The sequence below is a fragment of the Lentzea sokolovensis genome (assembly GCF_033949975.1).
Classification (GTDB): domain Bacteria; phylum Actinomycetota; class Actinomycetes; order Mycobacteriales; family Pseudonocardiaceae; genus Lentzea; species Lentzea sokolovensis.
In genome coordinates this window covers 444,178-464,065 of sequence record NZ_JAXAVU010000014.1, presented here as the reverse complement: position 1 = coordinate 464,065, position 19,888 = coordinate 444,178, and the positions used below count along the sequence as shown (strand labels likewise).

18 protein-coding genes are annotated in these 19,888 nt (G+C 69.2%); 7 read left to right on the top strand and 11 right to left on the bottom strand.

Annotated elements, in window-relative coordinates; translation table 11 throughout:
- The first annotated feature begins 8 nt into the window (after window positions 1-8).
- From SK854_RS36205 to SK854_RS36190, 4 genes are read left to right on the top strand one after another with little or no spacing between them, the layout of a single operon-like run.
- Window positions 9-482 carry a cation:proton antiporter regulatory subunit gene (locus tag SK854_RS36205; protein WP_319979647.1) on the top strand — a complete coding sequence of 158 codons (474 nt, stop codon included), beginning with the start codon at window positions 9-11 and terminating at the stop codon, window positions 480-482.
- A 4-nt stretch (window positions 483-486) separates the two neighbouring features.
- Complete coding sequence (locus SK854_RS36200; RefSeq protein ID WP_319979646.1) at window positions 487-1,662, top strand: cation:proton antiporter; 1,176 nt, start codon at window positions 487-489, stop codon at window positions 1,660-1,662.
- Complete coding sequence (locus tag SK854_RS36195; RefSeq protein ID WP_319979645.1) at window positions 1,659-1,967, top strand: hypothetical protein; 309 nt, start codon at window positions 1,659-1,661, stop codon at window positions 1,965-1,967. The genes SK854_RS36200 and SK854_RS36195 overlap by 4 nt, the downstream gene beginning before the upstream one ends.
- A gap of 9 nt (window positions 1,968-1,976) precedes the next feature.
- The gene (locus SK854_RS36190; protein ID WP_319979644.1) at window positions 1,977-2,141 is read left to right on the top strand and encodes a hypothetical protein; all 165 of its coding nucleotides are present in this window, start codon (window positions 1,977-1,979) and stop codon (window positions 2,139-2,141) included.
- On the opposite strand, the gene SK854_RS36185 is transcribed toward SK854_RS36190, so the two are convergent.
- From SK854_RS36185 to SK854_RS36175, 3 genes are read right to left on the bottom strand one after another with little or no spacing between them, the layout of a single operon-like run.
- Window positions 2,123-3,469 (bottom strand): carboxyl transferase domain-containing protein, encoded by a 1,347-nt coding sequence (locus SK854_RS36185; RefSeq protein WP_319979643.1) that lies wholly within the window; start codon window positions 3,467-3,469, stop codon window positions 2,123-2,125. The genes SK854_RS36190 and SK854_RS36185 overlap by 19 nt on opposite strands.
- Window positions 3,453-4,859, bottom strand: a complete 1,407-nt coding sequence (locus SK854_RS36180; RefSeq protein ID WP_319979642.1) for an acyl-CoA synthetase — start codon at window positions 4,857-4,859, stop codon at window positions 3,453-3,455. The genes SK854_RS36185 and SK854_RS36180 overlap by 17 nt, the downstream gene beginning before the upstream one ends.
- A 4-nt stretch (window positions 4,860-4,863) precedes the next feature.
- Window positions 4,864-6,225: an SLC13 family permease gene (locus SK854_RS36175; RefSeq protein ID WP_319979641.1), complete on the bottom strand. Its 1,362-nt coding sequence runs from the start codon at window positions 6,223-6,225 to the stop codon at window positions 4,864-4,866.
- Between the two features lie 145 nt (window positions 6,226-6,370).
- Between SK854_RS36175 and SK854_RS36170 the strand changes: the two genes are divergently transcribed.
- A complete protein-coding gene (locus SK854_RS36170; protein ID WP_319979640.1) occupies window positions 6,371-7,072 on the top strand; it encodes a FadR/GntR family transcriptional regulator in 702 nt (233 codons plus the stop codon).
- On the opposite strand, the gene SK854_RS36165 is transcribed toward SK854_RS36170, so the two are convergent.
- Both SK854_RS36165 and SK854_RS36160 read right to left on the bottom strand, forming a co-directional pair.
- The gene (locus SK854_RS36165) at window positions 7,050-10,034 is read right to left on the bottom strand and encodes a TIM-barrel domain-containing protein (protein WP_319979639.1); all 2,985 of its coding nucleotides are present in this window, start codon (window positions 10,032-10,034) and stop codon (window positions 7,050-7,052) included. The two genes, SK854_RS36170 and SK854_RS36165, sit on opposite strands and share 23 nt — an antisense overlap.
- A gap of 96 nt (window positions 10,035-10,130) precedes the next feature.
- Window positions 10,131-10,736 (bottom strand): dihydrofolate reductase family protein, encoded by a 606-nt coding sequence (locus SK854_RS36160; RefSeq protein WP_319979638.1) that lies wholly within the window; start codon window positions 10,734-10,736, stop codon window positions 10,131-10,133.
- A gap of 74 nt (window positions 10,737-10,810) precedes the next feature.
- Here SK854_RS36160 and SK854_RS36155 point away from each other — a divergent pair, with 74 nt between their 5' ends.
- Window positions 10,811-11,674: a LysR family transcriptional regulator gene (locus SK854_RS36155; protein ID WP_319979637.1), complete on the top strand. Its 864-nt coding sequence runs from the start codon at window positions 10,811-10,813 to the stop codon at window positions 11,672-11,674.
- On the opposite strand, the gene SK854_RS36150 is transcribed toward SK854_RS36155, so the two are convergent.
- Window positions 11,664-12,212, bottom strand: a complete 549-nt coding sequence (locus SK854_RS36150; RefSeq protein WP_319979636.1) for a DUF1062 domain-containing protein — start codon at window positions 12,210-12,212, stop codon at window positions 11,664-11,666. The genes SK854_RS36155 and SK854_RS36150 overlap by 11 nt on opposite strands.
- 130 nt (window positions 12,213-12,342) lie before the next feature.
- On the bottom strand, window positions 12,343-14,274 hold the full coding sequence (locus tag SK854_RS36145) for an FAD-dependent oxidoreductase (protein WP_319979635.1): 1,932 nt from the start codon (window positions 14,272-14,274) through the stop codon (window positions 12,343-12,345).
- Window positions 14,275-14,596: 322 nt separating this feature from the next.
- Here SK854_RS36145 and SK854_RS36140 point away from each other — a divergent pair, with 322 nt between their 5' ends.
- Window positions 14,597-16,111 (top strand): GMC oxidoreductase, encoded by a 1,515-nt coding sequence (locus tag SK854_RS36140; RefSeq protein ID WP_455032268.1) that lies wholly within the window; start codon window positions 14,597-14,599, stop codon window positions 16,109-16,111.
- 19 nt (window positions 16,112-16,130) lie between these two features.
- On the opposite strand, the gene SK854_RS36135 is transcribed toward SK854_RS36140, so the two are convergent.
- From SK854_RS36135 to SK854_RS36120, 4 genes are all read right to left on the bottom strand, one after another.
- The gene (locus tag SK854_RS36135) at window positions 16,131-16,610 is read right to left on the bottom strand and encodes a carboxymuconolactone decarboxylase family protein (RefSeq protein ID WP_319979634.1); all 480 of its coding nucleotides are present in this window, start codon (window positions 16,608-16,610) and stop codon (window positions 16,131-16,133) included.
- The gene (locus SK854_RS36130; protein ID WP_319979633.1) at window positions 16,607-17,686 is read right to left on the bottom strand and encodes an NAD(P)H-dependent amine dehydrogenase family protein; all 1,080 of its coding nucleotides are present in this window, start codon (window positions 17,684-17,686) and stop codon (window positions 16,607-16,609) included. Before SK854_RS36130 ends, SK854_RS36135 begins: the two co-directional genes overlap by 4 nt.
- A gap of 68 nt (window positions 17,687-17,754) precedes the next feature.
- On the bottom strand, window positions 17,755-19,413 hold the full coding sequence (locus SK854_RS36125; protein WP_319979632.1) for a discoidin domain-containing protein: 1,659 nt from the start codon (window positions 19,411-19,413) through the stop codon (window positions 17,755-17,757).
- Window positions 19,414-19,578: 165 nt separating this feature from the next.
- Window positions 19,579-19,809 carry a hypothetical protein gene (locus SK854_RS36120; protein WP_319979631.1) on the bottom strand — a complete coding sequence of 77 codons (231 nt, stop codon included), beginning with the start codon at window positions 19,807-19,809 and terminating at the stop codon, window positions 19,579-19,581.
- Window positions 19,810-19,888 lie beyond the last annotated feature (79 nt).

The following is a 19,888-nucleotide window of genomic DNA, read 5'->3' as shown; positions in this document are numbered from 1 at the left end:
GAACTCGAGTGAACGTCGAAGTGACGCCCCTGCCCGGCATAGGGGTCAGGCAGGACTTCTCCATCCGCTCCGGCCGCCGGATCGGCGTGATCTCCTACCGCGACGGCAAGTTCGAGCTCATCATGTCCAAACAGGACGACCCGGACACGACCGCCGCCTCGATCCCGCTGACGCCGGAGGAGGCGGGCACGCTCGCCGGTCTGCTCGGGGCGCCGCAGCTCGTCTCGAAGCTCGCCAGGCAGCACGCCGACATCACCGGGATCACCACCCGTCAGCTGCCGGTCACGGCGTTCTCGTCCCGCACTCTCGGCGACACCGCGCTGCGCACCCGCACCGGCGCGTCGATCGTGGCCGTGGTGCGGGCGGGCAACGCGCATCCGTCGCCGGGCCCCGACTTCCTGTTCGAGAACGGCGATCTCGCGGTCGTCGTCGGCACCGCGGACGGTCTCGACACCGCCGCGGACATCCTGACGGGCGGCTGAGCCAGTGCACGACACCACGATCGCCCTGATCCAACTGGGTGCGGTCTTCTTCGGACTGGGCCTGCTCGGCCGCCTCGCCTGGAGATTCGGCATCTCGCCGATCCCGCTCTACCTCGTCGGCGGTCTCGCGTTCGGGTCCGGCGGGCTGATCCCGTTGCACGGCATCGAGGAGTTCGCGCACCTGGCCAGCGAGATCGGCGTGGTGCTGCTGTTGTTGCTGCTGGGCCTGGAGTACTCGGCCTCCGAACTGACCACCGGCCTGAAGAAGTCGTGGATGGCCGGTCTCCTCGACATCCTGCTCAACGCCGCCCCCGGCGCGATCGTCGCGCTGATGCTCGGCTGGGGCCCGGTCGGGGCGCTCGCGATGGCCGGCGTCACCTACATCTCGTCGTCCGGCATCATCGCCAAGGTCCTCGGCGACCTCGGCCGCCTCGGCAACCGCGAGACACCGGTGATCCTCTCGGTCCTGGTGTTCGAGGACCTGGCCATGGCCGTGTACCTGCCGGTGCTCACCGCCGTGCTCGCGGGTGTCAGCTTCTTCGGCGGACTCACGTCCGTCGGCATCTCGTTGCTCGCGATCACCGTGGTCCTGGTGGTGGCGCTGAAGTACGGCCGCGTGATCTCGGCCGTTGTGGACAGTCCGGACCACGAGGTGTTCCTGCTCAAGCTCCTCGGCTCCGCGCTGCTCGTCGCGGGCATCGCCTCGGAACTGCAGGTGTCCGCCGCGGTCGGCGCGTTCCTGCTGGGCATCGCGATCTCCGGCTCCACCGCCGAGAACGCCACGCGCCTGCTGGAACCGCTGCGAGATCTGTTCGCCGCGATGTTCTTCGTCGTGTTCGGCCTCAACACCGACCCGCGCACGATCCCGCCGGTGCTGGGCATGGCGGTGCTGCTGGCGGTGATCACCACGGTGACGAAGGTCGCGACGGGCTGGTGGGCGGCGCGCAGGCAGGGCATCGGATTGATGGGCCGCGCCCGCACCGGAGCCGCTCTCGTGGCACGCGGCGAGTTCTCCATCGTCATCGCCGGTCTGGCCGTCGCGTCCGGCCACGTGAGCGACCAGCTCGCCGCTCTCGCCACGGCGTACGTGCTGCTGATGGCGATCATCGGGCCGATCGCGGCGCGGTACGTGGAACCGGTCGGCGAGTTCTTCCTCCGCAGGCGGGCAGCGGCTCAGTGAGGTGGCCGGCGCTCCTGCTGGCCCTGCTGCTGGCGTTCGTCGGCACGAGCACGCGTGAGGTCGCGTCCGACCAGCCGGGTTCGGGGCTGAACGCTCCGGTCTCGGCTGTCCACGTGCAGGCGACGGCGTCCCCGGACGCCTGCTGGGCGCTGCTCGGGGCGGTGACCGACCCGTGCCCGCCGCAAGTCCGGGCACGGGTGTTCGTCAGCGGCGCTTTGAGCGTCGAGGCGACGACCTCGGGTCAGTGGTCGAGCCGGGCGCCGCCTCGTGCGGTGCTCCCGGCTCTCCGTACCCCTGACTCCTGAGGATCTCGCATGTCTTATGTCGTGTTGGTGTTGCTGCTCGCGTCCGTGCTCATCGGTGTCGGTGCGCTGGGCGCGATGGTGCAGAAGAAAGAGCCGTTCTACGGCGTGGTCGGACTCGTGACGATCTGCGTCCCGAGTTCGCTTCTGGCCTTCCTCTACCTGGCCGTGGCCTGATCAGCGGACTGGTCGAGCTGGGCGATCCCCTGCGCCACGCCCAGCTCGACCAGGTCCTGCGGCCGCAGCCGCAGTTGGTCCGCCGTCTGCCGGGCCTGCGCCGGGTCCCTTTTCAGGATCGCGGTGGCCAGCTCGGGTGAGATCACCGCGAAGTAGCTGTCCGGCGTCACCCACATCCGGTCCGGTGCGGCGAACGCCAGCGCGCCACCGGACCCGCCCTCTCCGATCACCAGCGTCGTCACCGGCACCCGCGCCGCCGCGATCGCGGTGAACATGTCGGCGATCGCCGCGCCCACCCCGGCCTTCTCGGCGCCGGCGTCGTTGGCCGCACCCGGTGTGTCGACGAGCGTCAGCACCGGAATGCCGAGCCGGTCCGCCAGCCGCACCAGCCGCGCCGCCGTGCGAAACCCGGCAGGCCGTGTCGCCGTGCCGCACTGAGCCGCGTACGCGATGGTCTGCCCGTCGCGATGCCCGAACCCGCACAGCACCCCGGGATCGACGCCACCGGCGCGGTCACCGTTGATGGGTTCGTGCCAGTCGAAGTAGGTGCCGAGATAGGCCTTGGCCCGCGGACGGCCCAGCGTCCGAGCGCGCACCACCGCGTCCCACCCGGTCTTCGGCAACGTCGCCTGCCCCAGCGCCGACGGCACCGGCGCGGGGCCGTCGGCGGACGTGGTGAGCAGCCGCAGCCAGCGCTCCAGCCGGCCGGGCAGTTCTTCTGGCGGCATGAGCTGGTCGACCAGCCCGGCCGCGAACTGCTGCGTCACCGAGTACCCCGGCGGCCGCACCCGCGACCCGGCGAACCCGACCTGCGCACCCCGCAGTCCCAGCACGACGTCCGCGCCCGCCCCGAGCGTGGCCCAGCCGCCGCCGGTCGTGGGATCGCGCAGCACCGCGACGTGCGGCAGTCCGGCCTCGCGGGTCAGCGTGATCTGGCGGGCGATCCGGGACAGCTGCATCAACGCGAGCGTGCCCTCCTGCATGCGGCTGCCCCCGGTCGCGACCAGCGAGACCACCGGAAGCCGCAGCTCGCGGGCGTGTGCGAAGGCCTGCTCGATGCGGGCACCGGTGCGGGTGCCCAGCGAGCCGCCGAGGAAGCCGAACTCGAACGCCACCACCACGGCCGTGACGCCACCGACCTCGGCGACGCCGCAGACGACGGACTCGCGCTCACCGGTGGAGGCGGCCGCGCGGGAGAGCTGGTCGCCGTAGCCGGGCCACCGCAGCGGTCCATCCACTCCGGACGGTCCGAGGTCGTCCGGCAGCTCGGCGAACGACGACGCCACCAGGCCGATCACCGCACGGGCCGGCTCACGTCCGCAGAGCACGTTTCATCACCTTGCCCATGTCGTTGCGCGGCAACGACTCCACGAACCGCACCACCCGAGGCCGCTTGTGCGGCGTGAGCAACCGTGCCACGTGGTCGGCGAGCTCGTCCGGCGACGCCACCACGTCGGCGGACACGACCCAGGCGACGATCCGCTCGCCCAGGTCTTCGTCGGGCTCAGCGGTCACCGCGACCTCCTTCACCCCGGGATGCTCCAGCAGGGCGTTCTCGATCTCGCCTGCGCCGATCTTGTAGCCACCGCTCTTGATGATGTCCGTGGCCTTGCGGCCCACGATGCGGAAGTAGCCGTCCTCGTCGCGCGTGCCGACGTCGCCGGTGCGGAACCAGCCGTCCGCGAACGCCTCGGCGGTCGCGTCGGGACGGTTCAGGTACTCGGTGAACAGGTTCGGTCCGCGTACCTGGATCTCACCGATCGCGCCGACGTCGTCCAGCGTCAGTCCGGCGTCGTCGACGAGTCGCACCTCGACGCCCGGCAACGGCACTCCGACCGCGCCCGGCCTGCGGTCGCCGTCCGCGCGGACGCTCGTGTTCATCAGCGTCTCGGTCATGCCGTACCGCTCGACCACCCGCTGCCCGGTCGCGACGGCGATCCGCTCGTGGTCGCGCACCGGCAGCGCCGCCGAACCCGACACCAGCAGCCGTGCGCCGCTCAACGCGTTGGCCAGCTTCAGGTCGCCGCCGACCTCTTCGGCGATGCGGTGGTACATCGTCGGAACGCCGAACATCATCGTGCCGTCGCCGTCCAGCGCCCGCACCACGCCGTCGGTGGAGAACTTGCCGAGGTGGTGCAGGGTGCCACCGCGCCGCAACGGGCCCAGCACGCCGAGGATCAGCCCGTGCACGTGGAACAACGGCAACGCGTGCACCAGCACGTCGTCCGGCGACCACTCCCACGCCTCCGCCACCGCGTCCAAAGTGGACACGATGGCCCGGCGCGGCAGCACGACGCCCTTGGGCGAGCCGGTGGTGCCCGAGGTGTAGACGATCAACGCCGGAGCCTCGTCGCCGGGCTCGGCGAACGGTGCGACCGGGCCGCCGTCGAGCGTGACGTCCCGTCGTGGCACCGAGTCCAGCCCGGCGGGCAGCCGCGTGCCGGGAGCCGCCAGCACCTGGGCGGGCGCGCTGTCCGCCACGATGTGGGCGAGTTCGCGTTCGCCGACCTTCGGGTTGAGCGGCACGGCGGGCACCCCGGCGAGCAGGGCCGCGACCACCGCGACGCACGTCTCGATGGCCGGGGTCGCCCAGATCGCCACCCGAGGCAGGCCGGACAGCTGCTGTGCCAACGGTCCGGCGCAGGCTGCCAGTTCGGTGTGGGTGAGGGTGCGGTCGCCGAAGCGGAGGGCGACGCGGTCTGACTGCAAGGCGAACATGGACTCACCAGATTCCCGGGACGACGAGGGCGAGCCAGACCAGCGGCGGCGCTGCCGCGACCATGATCCCGCCGTAGACCATCAACTGCTTGAAGAACTTGTCGCGGTCGACGTCCTGCGCGCCCGCGAGCACGAGGGCGCCGTTGGTGGAGAACGGACTCACGTCGACCACGGTCGCCGACACCGCCAGCGCCGCGATCAGGCCGATGGCGCTGACCTCGCCCTGCAACAGGAACGGCACGGCCAGCGGGATCAGCGCGCCCATGATGCCGACCGACGACGCGAACGCGGACACGATCGCGCCGATGTAGCAGATCAGCAGGGCGGCGAGCAGGGGAGCGCCGACGCTCGCGACGGAGTCGCCCGCCCACTTGATCGTGCCCATCGTCTGCAGGACGGCGACGTAGGTGAGGATGCCGCAGATCAGCAGCACGGTCGGCCACGTGATCTGGGTGATCGCCTCCTTGGAGGTCTCCGGCCACACCACGCTGAGCAGCACGGCGACCGTGATCGCGGCGAGGCCGACGTCGAGGTCGAACACCAGCGCGGCCACGACGAGCGCGGCCAGTCCGAGCAGGGTGGCGATGCGGGGTGCGGTCAGGGTGACGCGCTCGTCGGCGGTCGCGCCGCCGCCGTCATCGGCGCCGACTCCGCCGCCGAGACCGTTGTCACCCCCACTGCGAGCGCGCCCACCATCGTCCCCACCAGGGGTCTCTCCACCACCACCGGCGCGGGCGAGCGCGGGCGCGTCGAGTGGATGCCGCGCGAGCTTCATCCCGCCCAGCACCACGAACACCACGACGGCGATCAGCAGGTTCACCACGAGGCTGGCCAGGAACAGCACGATCTCGTTGCCCGGCAGGCCCTCCTTGGCCACGATGCCGTTGACGATCGTGCCGTAGATGCTGATGGGGGAGAAGCCGCCGGCCTGCGCGCCGTGCACCACCATCACGCCCATCAGCAACGGGCTGATCCGGTACTTGGCCGCGAACCCCATCGCGATCGGCGCCACGATCGCGACCGCCGCCGGGCTCACCGCGCCGATCGCCGTCAGCACGCCGGTGATCGCGAACATCACCCACGGCATCAACGCGATCCGCCCGCCGACCAACCGGATCGCGATGTGCACCAGCCAGTCCGTGGTGCCGTTGGCGCGGGCGATGGCGAACAGGAACGTCACCCCGACCAGCACGACGAACAACGAGCCGGGGAAGCCTTTGAAGATGTCGTCGGTCTTCATGTCCGCCACCAGCGTGCCGACCCCGAAGGCCGCGGCGAAGGCGAGCGCACCCATGTTGATCGACCTGGTCGTGGCGATGACGAACACCACGACCAGCACGAGTATCGAGATCAGTTCGGCGGACATGCAGGGCTCCCGTCGTTGGGGCTGTCCGGGTGGATGGCCAGAGCTGGCTCAGTGGCCAAGTGGTTCAGCCACTTTCCGCCCACTGTCCAGCAGCTGTCAAGAGGTGGCCTAGTGGATGAGCCACTTGACCGGTTATCCTGGGCCGATGTCCGAGGCACTGCGGCCCATGGTCAAATCCCGCCTGTACGAGCAGGTGCTCGAACGCCTGCGCGCGCACGTGGTCGAAGCCGGGCTGAGCGCGGGGGACAGGCTGCCCGCCGAACGCGACCTCGCCGCGAGCCTCGGGGTCAGCCGCGCGTCGGTCAAGCAGGCGATCGTGGTGCTGGAGGTCCAGGGCCTGGTCGAGGCACGGCACGGCGGCGGCACGTACCTGGTGCGCGACACCCTCGACGTCGAACCGGTCGAGCAGCTCGTCGAACGCCGCAAGCGCCTGCCCGAGGTGCTGGAGGCCCGCGAGGCGCTGGAGACCAAGCTCGCCGAACTCGCCGCCGAACGCCGCACGGACGCCGAACTGGAGACCATCCGCGCGGCACTGGACTTCATGCGCGACGAGATCGCCGACGGCGACAACGGCGTGGAAGGGGATCGCCGCTTCCACGCCGCCGTCACCGCCGCCGCCCACAGCTCGCTGCTCGCCGAGTTCATGAAGACCATCGCCGAGCAGATCACCGAGAGCCGCACCGAGTCGCTGCGCCAGCCGGGGCGCCCCTCCCGGTCACTGGCGCAGCACACGTCGATCTACGAGGCCATCGCCGCGGGGGACGCGAAGAAGGCCGCCGCGGCGATGCGCAAGCACGTGCGCACCGTCGCGAAGGTCAGGCTGCTCACCTGGGTGCCCGAAGACTGACCACCGCCGGCGAGTTGCGCGCTTGCACGACGTGGCTGGACCCGTCCGCCTTGTGCACGACGAACTTCCAGTCCTGCTCGGACACCTTGCCGGACAGCACCACGATCGTGTCGCCGTGCTGGATGATCCGCGTGCGCCCGCTGTCCTCGTAGAGCGTGAACTCGCCCTTCGCTCCGGCCGTGACGTGCACGGTCAGCGCGTCGACCGGGTTCTTGGCGTCGTTGGACACGTTGTTCGTGCGCTCGACCAGCATGCCGCCCGCGCGCAGGAACACCGGCATGGTGTCCCAGCCCGCGCTGACCGTGGCCCAGGTGTTGCCCTGGTAGACCTTTCCGGTGAAGTAGTCGGTCCACTGACCGGGCGGGAACCAGACCCGCGTCTCGCCGACGTCACCGGGCGTGGTGATCGGCGCGACCAGCACGTCCGGCCCGAGCAGGAACTGACTGTCCACAGTGGAGTACGCCTCCGGGCTGCCCGGATGCTCCAGGTAGGCGGGACGCACCAGGGGGACACCCGTCCGCTGCGCCTGCTCCGCCACCGAGTAGATGTACGGAACGAGCCGCTCGCGCAGGTTCAGGAACTTCGTCGCCGACGCCTGCGCGGCCGGACCGTACTGCCACGGCAACCGGTCGCTGTGGTTGCTGTGCAGCCGCGTGATCGGCTGGAACGCGCCGAGCTGTACCCACCGCGCGTACATGTCGTCCGGCATCTTGGTGGTGTAGCGGACCTGGCCGTTGTCCAGGTACTGCTCAGACCCGCGCAGACCGGTGGTGTCGTTGTGGCCACCGATGTCGTGGCTGATGTTCGACATCCCGGTCGACGCGCCCTCGGCCGACGTGTACCCGATCGTGCCCTTCAACGCGCCCCACGTCGACGACGTGTCGCCGGTGAAGTGCAGGGTCGTGCGCTTCTCCGCCCACGGCCCGGTCGGCAGCGGTCCGGAACCGCTGTACCCGCCCGCCTGCAACGATCCGAACCCGCGCGAGAACGCGAACGAGCCGATCTTCGAGTACTGCTCGTTGATCCACGAGTCCGGCGAGACGCCGTGCAACGACGAACCCGAGCCGTCACAGCACCAGTCGAGCCACCAGAAGTCGGTCGGCATCTTCTGGTGCAGCTCCAGGTAGGCGCGCAGCTGGTCGGGGTCGCCCCAGTCGAACACGTAGCAGTCCGTGCAGGAACCCTTGGCCAGCTTGCCCTTCGCGGTCGCCTGCGCACGGGCGAAGTCCGGGTCGCTGCCCTGGATGCTCGGGTGGATGTTCAACGTGCTGTGCAGGCCTTCGCCGTGCGCCCAGTCCAGGAACCCCTGCGGGTCGGGGAACTTCGACCGGTCCATCTGCCAGCCGTTCCAGGTGTTGCCCGCCTTGAAGTCCGTGTCGACCACCAGAACGTCCAGTGGCACCCCGTGCTGCCGGAAGGCGGGCAGGATGCGGTCGCGGAAGTCGGCGGCGGTCCGGTCGATGTACTCCGAGTACCAGACGCCGTAAGCCCAGCGCGGCAACAACTTCGGCCCACCGGTCAGCGTCGTGAGATCACCGAGCGCGGTCTTGTAGTACTGGCCGTAGCCGAACACGTACCCGTCCTGGTACGGCTGCGCGCCCCGATCCACCCGCGGGGTTCCGTTGCGCAGCGCGGAGGTCGTGTCGTCCAGCAGGTACCAGCCGTCGCGGTACAGCAGACCCGGGGTCAGCTGGGGATCGCCGTTGGTGCCGGTGTAGCCGTCGAGCGAACGCCGGTAGCCGCCGAGCGCCAGGTGCTGCGCCGACGTGTTGACCCCGATGGTGTCGAGGTTGACGTGGCAACCGGAGTCCGGACACGTGACGTTCAGGTCGGAAGTGCCCGCCGGCAACGAGATCTGTGCCGTCGCCGTGGCCCACGTCGCCCAGTTCGCCGTGACGGGCAACGTGATCGCCTGCCCGTTGAGCAGCACGGTCCGCGGCTCGTGCTTGCCGTCGCCACCGACACCGTTGGCATAACGCAGCGCCACCGGATACGTGCCCGCCGCCGGCACGCTGGTGACGCGCTGGCTCAGCCGCGTGCCGCCGACCAGTTCGGCGACGAACCCGGTGCCCGCGAACCCCGCGTGCTCGACAGCGATCTTCGCGGCGCCGCTGACCACCGCGTTCTCGGCCTCGCAGCTCGTGCCGAACCGGCAGTCGTCCACCGCCCGCACGCCGGGATAGGCCTGGTCGCCGGTGAGCAGCGCGAGGCTGTCAACGTTGACGTTGCCCGAGTCGGCCGCGCCTCGCGTGAGCGAGATGCGGTGCTCACCAGCGGAGAGGTCGACCTCGGAGGAGACCTGCTGCCAGGTGTCCCAGTTCGCGGTCGCCGGCAGGGTGATCTGACGAGGTGCCTGCCCGTCGACGCCGAGCCGGAGCGTGCGGTTCTCGTGCTTGCCGTCGCCGCCCTGCCCGTTCGCGTACTTCACGACGACCCGGTGCCGGCCCGCGGCCGAGGCGCGCACGGTCGCCGTGATCCCGTTGTTGGTGTAGGAGAACCCGGCGGCGAAGCCGGAGCCGGTGCTGCCGGCGTGATCGGCCGCGATCAGCACGCCTTCCCGTTGCTGGTCCTCGACCTCGCACAGCTGTCCGGTCGCACAGACCACCCGCCGCCACGGGGACGCGGTCGTGCCGGCCGTCTTCAGCTCGACGTTGTCCGCGCGGAACGGCCCGGAGCCCACGCGGTAGCGCAGGGTCAGCGCCGAGGTGGTGATGGTCAGCCACCCGTCCTGCACGCGGGACGTGTAGGCCGTGCGGGGGATCGTGCGGTTTACAACGTTGTAAGTGGCCTGGTTCTCAAAGGCGTTGTTCCCGGCGAACTCGGACCGGATCAGGGTGGGGGAGAGGATCTGGAACCTGGCCTGCCCGGAGACGACCGTGCCGTTGGGCTGGGCGGTCGCGGGGGCGGGGAGGGCCAGGGTCAGCAGGGCTAGCAGGGGGACGATCGTCGTGCGTTTCCGCATTCGTGCTCCTCGTCTGACGCCGTCGGCTTCCGAGGTGTTCAGGTAGCTGAACCTTCCTCACCTTGGCCTGACGATGTGGAGCGATCAAGACTCCAATCAGCGCACGACCCGGTACGTCACATGCGTGAAGGAGGTGCCCGCGCGGGAGTCGACCTGCTCGAGGTTCAGCCCGGGAACGCCGTCGAACAACCGCGTGCCGGCGCCGAGCGTGACCGGCACGATCCGCAGCCGCAGCTCGTCGATGAGGCCCGCGGTCAGGTACTGGTTGATCGTGGTGGCGCCGCCGTGGATCGAGATGTTGCCGTTCCCCGCAGCCTCGCGGGCGAGCTTGAACGCCGCCGCGATGCCCTCGGTCACGAAGTGGAACGTCGTGCCGCCCTCCATCGGCTGCGGCTCGCGCGGGTGATGGGTGAGCACGAAGACCGGCGCGTGGTACGGAGGATCGTCGCCCCACCAGCCGTTCCACGTGCGGTCCCACGAGCCGCGGACCGGGCCGAACATGTTGCGTCCCATGATGAACGCCTTCGTCTCGGCGAGACGGTCCATCTGCCACTTCTGCTCGGCGGGATCCTCCATCCACGCGTGCAGCTCGCTGCCCCAGCCGTCGCCGCCGTCGTCCCCGAACGGACGGTCCTCGGTCTGGCCGAGCCCCGCCGCGTAGCCGTCGAGGGAGATCGAGAGATCGCAGGTCACCTTGGTCATGAACCCAGCCTGGACCGCGCGATCTATGACGTCCAATGCCAAAAACGCGGGGATCTCATTGATAGCCTTGATGAATGCTCAGCCTGGTGCACCTCAAGGTGCTGGCGGCGGTGGCCCGGCACGGCTCGGTGACCGAAGCGGCCAAGCAGCTGCACTACTCCCAGCCGTCGGTGAGCCATCACCTGGCGAGGCTGGAGGCGGAGACGGGCGTGAAGCTCGTGCAACGCGTCGGCCGCGGCATTCGCCTGACGCCCGAAGGACACCTGCTCGCCGCCCGCGCGGCCGAGATCATGGGCCGCGTCGACGCCGCCGCCACCGAACTGGCCGCGCAGGTCGGTCTTCAGTCGGGACGGGTCCGGCTGGCCGCCAACGCCTCCGTCGCCGCGACGATCGTCCCGAAGGTGGCCGCCGCCCTGGCCTCGAAGCATCCCGGGCTGGAGCTCAGCCTGGTCGAACGGCATCCGGTCGAGGCGTTGCGGATGCTGCGGCACGGCGAGATCGAGATCGCCCTCGTCTTCCGGCACGCGGACACCCCGGTCGAGGAGGGCTTTCGGTTCGTCCACCTCGGTGACGATCCCATCCACCTGATCAGCCGGCAGCCGGACGACAGCCTCGCGAACCACCGCCACTCCGCGTGGATCGGCGGGTGTGACGCGTGTCAGCAGGAACTGGAGACCGTGTGCCGCAGCGAGGGCTTCACGCCCCGCGTCTCCTCGCACAGCGACGACATGGTGGTCGTCCAGGCGCTCGTCGCGGCCGGTGCGGGCGTCGCCATCCTGCCAGGACTGGGTTTGCGGGCCCATCGACGGCCGGACGTGCACGCCACCGAACTGAAGGGCTTCCACCGCCAGATCCACGCCGCCACGTACGGCGACCCGCCCGATCCTCCGGGCGTGGCCGCCGTACTGGCCGCGCTGACGGGAACCGTCAGCGCTTGAGCGTGAAGGTGAAGTCGCCGGAGACCTTGCCGGTCAACCGGATCGCCGACACGACCTTCCCCTCGACGATCAACCGTTCGACCTCGGCCCGCGACAGGCCGCACGCGTCCGCGATCAGCCGCACCGGCCGGACCGGAATCCGCGCCGCGAACCGCACCGACACGTCGACCACCTCCTGTTCCAGGTGATCGGACCCGCCGGTGTCGAGCCGCCACGCACCCTCCCAGTCGAGGGAGACGCGGTTGCGGTGCTGCAGAACGGGATCCTGCAGCAGTTCGGGAACGAGAGCCAGGTCGTTGCGGTGCAGCCGGTCCAGCAACGCGGGCCGGACGGAGCGGACGTGCGCCCGTTCGAAGATCGTGAGCTTGGCCGTGTCCCCGCACCCCGTGCAGAGGACGAGAAGCCAGGCGTCGAGGACCTTGTGGTTGGCGTTGACGCGGAACTTGCCGCTCGCCCGGAAGCGGTCGGCGGCGCACACGTGGCAACGACGGCGGACAAGAGGAAGGCAGGTGGGCACGACGGCCCAGGTGATGAGCACAGCAGTACACCGATCGGTGAGAAGACCGCAGCAAGAGGAGCGCGGCGCTCAAGAACGCGTCGCGCAACGAAAACCAAGTGCTTGGGGAGGTCTCACACGGTGTACAACGGCACGTCCTTGCCTCGACGACTCAGTCCGGCAGGAAGGTAGCCGCCCGAGCCGGTGTCGTTCCATTCAATTTCGGCAGGGTCGCGGCGCCGAGCGCGCTCTCCAACTGCTCCCACCTCGTCACGAGGTCCGAGAGCATCAGCATCATCACGTCGGGGAAGGCGTACAGGAAGCTCTGATAGCGGTAGTGGTCCAGGTAGAACACCACGACGTCGTCGGTCAGCGCCGTCACGGACGTGGTGCGGGCGTTGAAGAACATGTCGTAGTGGCCGAGCAACGCGCCACGGCCGAGCACGGCGCGCTCGTAGATGCCGCCGAAGTCGATCTCGATCCGTCCGGACGCGACCAGGAACACCCCGTGCGCCGCGTCGTCCTCGTGGAAGAGAACATCGCCTGCGGTGTAGGGGATCTCGTCGAACATCGACGCGAGCGTCTCCAGTTCGGAGTCCGCGAGCGCCGCGAACAACCTCACGCCGTGGGGATCGACGCTGCACCGAAGGCACGCCACCCGTTCGGCGAGTTCGGACGCGGTGATGTGGTTCATCCGCATCCGCACGAACCGCAGCATCCGGTCGGTGTTGCGCGACTGGGCGCGGGACTTCCCGGCGCTGGGCGGGGTGTAGAGGTCCGGGTCGCCGCTGATGCGCGCGGCCTCGCGGAGGCCGGACTCGTAGGCGCTGTGCACGCAGCCCCAGTGGTATGGATTCGTGCCCTCGCCGGCGAAGAACAGCCTGTCGCCGACCGGTTCGGCGAGCGTCGCGATGTCCTTGGACGACGAGCCGACACCGATGCAGGTGTAGGAGCCCAGCGCGTACGGATCCGACGACCACGTGGTGCGCGAAACGGAGACGGGAGCGGGTGCGTCCGCGCCGAAGAGGTCCTGGACGACCTCGGTCGCGTACGCCGAGACCTCTTCTGAGGACCAGGTCTCCATCTCACGGCCGAGCGAGGCGCCGAGCAGCATCACCAGGACCGGCTTGCCGTGTGACTTCCACATGCTGATGACGACCGTGGGGTACCGGTCCGTGTCCCGGCACAGGTAGCCGAAGACGTACTGGTCCGTGGGCCAGAACGGTGCGGAGTAGTGCAGCGCGATCTTGTTCAGCGTGCCGAAGCCGAGCCGGGCGATCGCGGACTGCTTGGCCTCGGGCAACGGAGGCCAGAACTCCACGGCGCCGGCCTTCAACACCCCCAGCGGCAACGTCACGAGCACCTTGTCCGCCTCGAACATGCCCTGGTCCGTGAACACCCGCCCTTCCTCGACGTGCGTGACCACGTGCCCCAGGCGGACGTCCAGCCCGTCGGCCAGAGCGTCCACAACGGACTGATAGCCCTGGTGCACCGTGCTGTCGCCGTAGCCGTAGACGAGATAGCCGTCTTCCCAGTGCTTCAACGAGAGCTTGTCGGGATCCTCCGCCGCGTCCTCGCGCAGGATCACGTTCAGGTGATACCGCACGGCCTGTTCGTCCTCGATGGACAGCCGGCGTTCGGCGAGGATCTGCCGCATCGCTTCGCCCAGCGGGACGTCCGGATGATCTCCCTTGCGCGCCACCGCGGCACGGTGTTCCAGTTCGTGCAGCACCTCGTCGGCCAGTTCGAGGGTCCGGCTCTTGTAGCGGTGGTTCACCGCCCGCCGGTCCGCCCCGAACAGGTCGAGGCTGTCGAACCCGCCGGTGTAGGCGCTGTCCCCGCCCACGTAGCTGTACGGGAGCCCCAGGTCCTCGACGAGTTCGGTGATCGGGTTGCCGTCCGTGCCGTGGATCCAGTGCGCGCCCAGGTCGACCCCGTGCTCGTCGGTCCAGATCCGGCCGCCGACGCGGTCCCGCGCCTCCAGCACGGTGACCGGATGGCCCAGGCCCCGCAACGCGCGCGCCGCGGCCAGGCCGGACACTCCCGCACCGATCACCAGGACGCTCGGTCTCGCGTCCTCACCACCATCAGATACCGAGGGCATCGCTCGATTGTCGGGCGGCCATGCGTGGACGGACATTCCCGGATCGTGTGGTCGTACTGGGCCGTACGGGTTGTCCGCGTGGCACCCGAATCTCGTCGTCAAGACGCTCACCTGCGCCGCGCACCTGGGCGAACCGGGACTACCAGGTAGTGACTTGATCTACAACCGCCGGTATAACTTGTTCTCATGCGCCCACAGTGAGGAAGATCACATGACCCACACAATGACGTGTGACAACGGTTTCGAGGGTCCTTCACGACGTTCGTTCATTGCTGGAACAGGTTCTATTCTTGGAGCTGTCGCCCTCGGAGGCGTCACTCCGGTGGCACGAGCGTCGGCGTCGATCGCCGACGCGGCCGTCATACCCGCTCTCGTGATCGGCACCGGCTACGGCGGAAGCGTGGCGGCCCTGCGTCTCGCCCAGGCCGGGGTCGACGTCCACATGGTCGAGATGGGCATGGCGTGGGACACCCCCGGCGCGGACGGGAAGATCTTCGCCAACACGACGACCCCTGATCAGCGGTCCTTCTGGCTGCGCACCAAGACGAAACAGCCGCTGAGCAACTTCCTGGGCTTCCCGATCGACAAGGCGATCCCGCGCTACACCGGCGTCCTCGACGCCGAGGAGTTCGCCGGCATCACCGTCTACCAGGGACGCGGCGTCGGGGGCGGCTCGCTCGTCAACGGCGGCATGGCCGTCACGCCGAAACGGGAGAACTTCGGCGATGTCCTGCCGACGGTGAATCCCGACGAGATGTACGGCACCTACTACCCGCGCGCCAACGCCGAGCTCGGCGTCAACATGATCCGGCCGGCCTGGTTCGACACGACCGACGCCTACCAGTACGCGCGGGTCGGCCGGAAGCACGCCCAGCGGTCGAACTTCCCGTACGTGTTCGTGCCCACCGTGTACGACTGGAACTACATGGAGCAGGAGGCTGCCGGGACGGTCCCGAAGTCGGCGTTGGTGGGGGAGATCCTCTACGGCAACAACTACGGCAAGAAGTCGTTGCAGAAGACCTATCTCAGCAAGGTCAGGGCGACCGGGCGCGTCACCATCTCGCCGCTGCACCGGGTCGTCAACGTCGTGCCCGCGACGGGCGGCTACAAGGTCACCATCGAGCAGCTCAACACCAACGGCGACCCGATCGCGGTCAAGGAGGTCACGGCGGCGAAGGTGTTCTTCGCGGCGGGCAGCGTCGGAACGAGCAAGCTCCTGGTCAAGCTCAAGGCCACGGGTGCGCTGCCGAACCTGAACGGTGAGGTCGGCAAGGGCTGGGGCGACAACGGCAACGTCATGTGCGGCCGGGCCAACCACATGTGGGACCCGACCGGCGCGTTGCAGTCGTCCATCCCGACCCTGGGCATCGACAACTGGGCGGCCGGCGGCGCGTTCGCCGAGGTGGCGCCGCTGCCGACCGGCATCGAGACCTACGCGTCGTTCTACCTGTCGATCACGAAGACCCCCAACCGCGCCCAGTTCACCTGGAACGCCGCCGCGGGCAAGGTCGACCTGAACTGGCAGACCGCGTGGAAGAGCGTCTCCATCAACGCCGCGAAGACCATCTTCGACAAGATCAACTCAAAGGAGGGGACGATCTACCGGACCGACCTCTTCGGCGTGTACAAGATCTGGGGCGACCACCTGACCTACCACCCGCTCGGTGGCGCGATCCTGAACAGGGCCACCGACAACTACGGTCGCTTGCAAGGTTATCCGGGGCTGTACGTCATCGACGGGTCGTTGATTCCCGGCAGCACCGTGGTGAACCCGTTCGTCACGATCACGGCGCTGGCCGAGAGGAACATCGAGAAGATCATCGCCACCGACCTCTGAGCAGTCCTGTCCGGACTTCTCAGAACTTCGGCAGCACGCACATCGCGTCGAGGCCGAACACCCGGTTCAGCCGGCCGAACACGAGCCAGGCCCCGATGCTCATCGTGAGTTCCACGATCTCGACCTGGCTGTAGTGCGCGGTCATGCGGGACCAGAACTCGTCGTCGAGACCGTGGTGATCCAGTGCGTACCGCTCGGCGTACTCCGCGGCCAGCCTCGCCCGGTCGTCGAAGGCGTCGGTGGTGCGCCACTGGGTCACCGCGTCGATGAAGTCGTCCTCGACCTTCACGCCGTCGCGTTCGGTCCGCCAGTCGAGGCAGAACATGCAGCCGTTGATCTGGGCGATCCGCAGCCGCGCCGCCTCGAACTCGCGCAGTCCCAGCGTGGTGTGCTGGTAGACGGCGAGCGAGAGGTTCGCGGCGGAGATGCCGATGCCGGGCACCAGTTCGCCCCACACGTACCCGATGGGGTCCTTGCCCTCGGGGATGTCGATGTTCAAGGCCTGCTCCTTCCGAGCTTGCCGGCGACGGGACGCAGCGGGACGTCGAGCGCGTCGTAGAGACCGGGATCCGCGCCGGCCAGCCAGTCGATCGCGTTGACGATGCGGCCGACCGCCGTGGCGTTGCCGCCCGCGGACCGGTTCTCGCCCTCGTCGACGGCCTCGACCGACACCTCGATGCGCGGCCGGCCCTCGATGATCACCTTGTGCGCGCCGTCGCCCGACGGCGGCATCGGCCAGTCCGTGGCGCACGAGTTGTGGATGCGCGTGACGTGTTCGATGACGATGAGCGGCTCGCCGCCCACGATTCCCTGCACCTCGAACCGGATCGCGCCCTGCGTGCCCTTCTCGAACTCGCCCATGGTCCGCGTCGTCACGGTCTCGTCGAGCGCGCGCCGGTCGACGGTCTCGCGGATCTCGTCGAGCTCCACGCCGAGAGCCCGCGCCAGCAACCGGATCTGCCCGCCCCACACCATGGTCGGCACCGTCGGCATCAGCATCGGCGCCTGGTAGTCGAGCGGCTGGCCGAACCCGATCAGCCACCGCACCGCGTCCGGCTGGTCGTAGGTGGAGTAGTCGAAGATCTCCTGGCAGCGGACCGCGTCGATCGTGCTGCCGAGGCCGCTGATCATCAACGGCAGCACGTCGTTGCCCCAGCCGGGGTCGACGCCGGAGACGAACAGCGAGCCGCCGCCCTCCTCGATCGCTTTGAGAACAGGTTCTCGAAGCTCCGGAGGGGCGCTGCGCGGGTCGTAGAGCGCGTAGAGGGACGGCGTGACGACCACCGCGCCCGCCCTGATCGCCTTGGTGATGTCGGCGAGCGCGTCGTCGGGGCGGATGTCGCCGGACGCCGCGTACACCACGGCGCGCGGGCTCGCGGCGAGCACCGCGTCGATGTCGTTCGTCGCCGTGATCCCGAGTTCGGTGTCCAGTCCGGCGAGATCGCCCGCGTCGCGGCCGACCTTCTCCGGGTTGTGGACGACCACGGCCGTCAGTTTCAGCGCCGGATGGGCATCGACGGCGCGAATGGCGGCACGGCCGACGTTTCCCGTACCCCACACCACTGTGGCGATCATGTGGTGCAGATTACCTAGAACACGTTCTAGTTGTACAGCGCCCATCCGGCGAGAACCCGCGGGCGTGATCAGGCGTAGAGCTTGAGGCCTGACAACTGACCCGCAGGCCAGCCCGTGTTTCCGGTGAACGTGAGCCGGACGTGCCGGACCTGGGCGCCCGGCAGTGCGGCCGTGGCCGAGTTCCCGGTCGCGGGGTCGAAAACGCACCCGGCCGACTGCGCGAGCGGGCTGAACGTCCGGCCGTCGGCACTGCCCTCGACCGTCACGGTCTGGGTCCGCCGTCCCCACGCCGGGTTCGGTGGGAGCGTGAGCACCGCGCGCTTCACGGCGTGGGCAGCCCCGAGATCGACCTGGATCCACTGCGGGAAGGCGTTGTTCGCGCTCTCCCAGTAGGAGTTCGGGTCGTTGTCGACCGCGAACCCGCTGCCGTAGTGCTGGGTCTGCGAGCTCTGGGTCGTCGGGCGTCCGGCGGCCAGGTCGACGTCCGGGGCGGGCGGTCCGCCGACCCACGGCTGGGTGGGCCTGGTGGCGGTCAGCGCGATCTGGCCCTTGAGCATCCTGCCGCCGTCGCCGGTCAGCCTCATGTAGTAGTCGGCGGAGCACCGCGTGCCGTCCTCGTCCAAAGCGAGGTAACCGGAACCGGCGGGCACGTCGGCCAGCGTCTCGGCGGTCTTGCAGATCTGGTTGCCCTCGTTGAACTCGTCGAACATCGAGATGTAGATGCCCTGTGCGCCAAGGCGGACCATGTTGTAGAACTGCCGCCACATGAAGTCGCCGTGCAGCCGTTGCCGTGACCCCACGTCGCCCGGCAGCACGCACGGCTGGTAGTCGATCCCACGTGCGTCGCACTCGGCCTGGTCGGGGCTGTTCACGTTGGTGTGGAAGCGATCCGTGTCCGCCGGGGTGCCGATCCGGCCGACCATCCACGGGGAGATCATGTCGAACGACCGGTACACGCCCGCGAAACCCTGCCGCGAGTCCTCGATCTCCAGCCGCCAGTGGGTCGGGACGCCGCCGATCACGTAACAGCCGCGCGCCTTGAACCAGTTGATCACGTCCTGACAGGCTTCCGGGCCGAACGGCCGGCCGGGGTCGTTGAACCCGAAACCCCAGACGCAGACGACGGGTTTGCCGTTCTGCCGGGCGTAGGCGGGGGAGGACGTGTACGCGGACATCTTGTCCAGCCAGTCGGTCTTGATCTCCGACTGCATGTTCGTCCAGTTCGTGACGTCGTACATGATGTAGAACTTCCGCCCGGACGCCTCGGCCGCCGGCCGGACGTGCGCGGTCACGGCGTCGCGGATCGGGCCCTCGCCGCCGGTCGGGTTGAAGCGCTGCAACGCCGCCGTGTCGATGTTGTTGTCGCGCATCCACTGGAAGTGGACGTCGACGGTCTGCCGGTCGTAGTTCGAGAACAGGGTGGCGGGCCGGCCGTCGCCGAGGTTCGCGAACGCCGTCTGATAGGTGCGGGCGTAGTCGCGCATGTCGGGCCACGCGACGATCGAACTCGTGGGTGGTGCCGGCGGCTGGCTCCAGTTGTCGTTCCAGTGCCACCAGCCGTCGATGGGGGAGTTGTCTCCCCGGCAGGCGAACCAGCCCTGGTACCCGACGGTGATCTTCCCGACGACGTCGCCGGGAGGGCCGGCCGCGTGCGCCGGGGCGGGCAGGAGCCCCAGCGCGGGAGCGGCGAGCGCGGTGCTGAGCAGTGTTCGGCGTGACAGGGACATCGCGAACTCCTTTGTCGGCGATTCGACTCCAGAGTGCAAGATGTCTACAAGATCACGCAATAACTTGACGAACCGGTCTTTTGATCGCGGAGCTTGCCGCCCCTGCACGCCACGGGGCGCGTGGATCAAGGACGGCGACGTCGTGCCGATCCGGCTGATCCGAGATCAGCGGTTCGAGGGCGGGAACCGGCCGTCGAGACTGCCCAGGGCCACCAGTTCGGTGTACTGGTCCTGCCACGACCGCTCGGTCGCGAGGAGGTCGGCGAGCCGCTGCACCCATTCCCCGTCGACCGTTCGCTTGGCTCCGGCGGCCAGGTGGCGGGCTGTCTCCTCGCGGGCTTTGAGCCATTCGGCCAGCGTGGGGGCCAGCGCAGGGCCACCTTCGTCTTCGGGCATGGGGGCGACCCTACGCGGTGCGTGTGGTGCTCGCCGCTGGTCATTGGGCTATTGTGGGGCCCATTGGGGTACCAGCTGA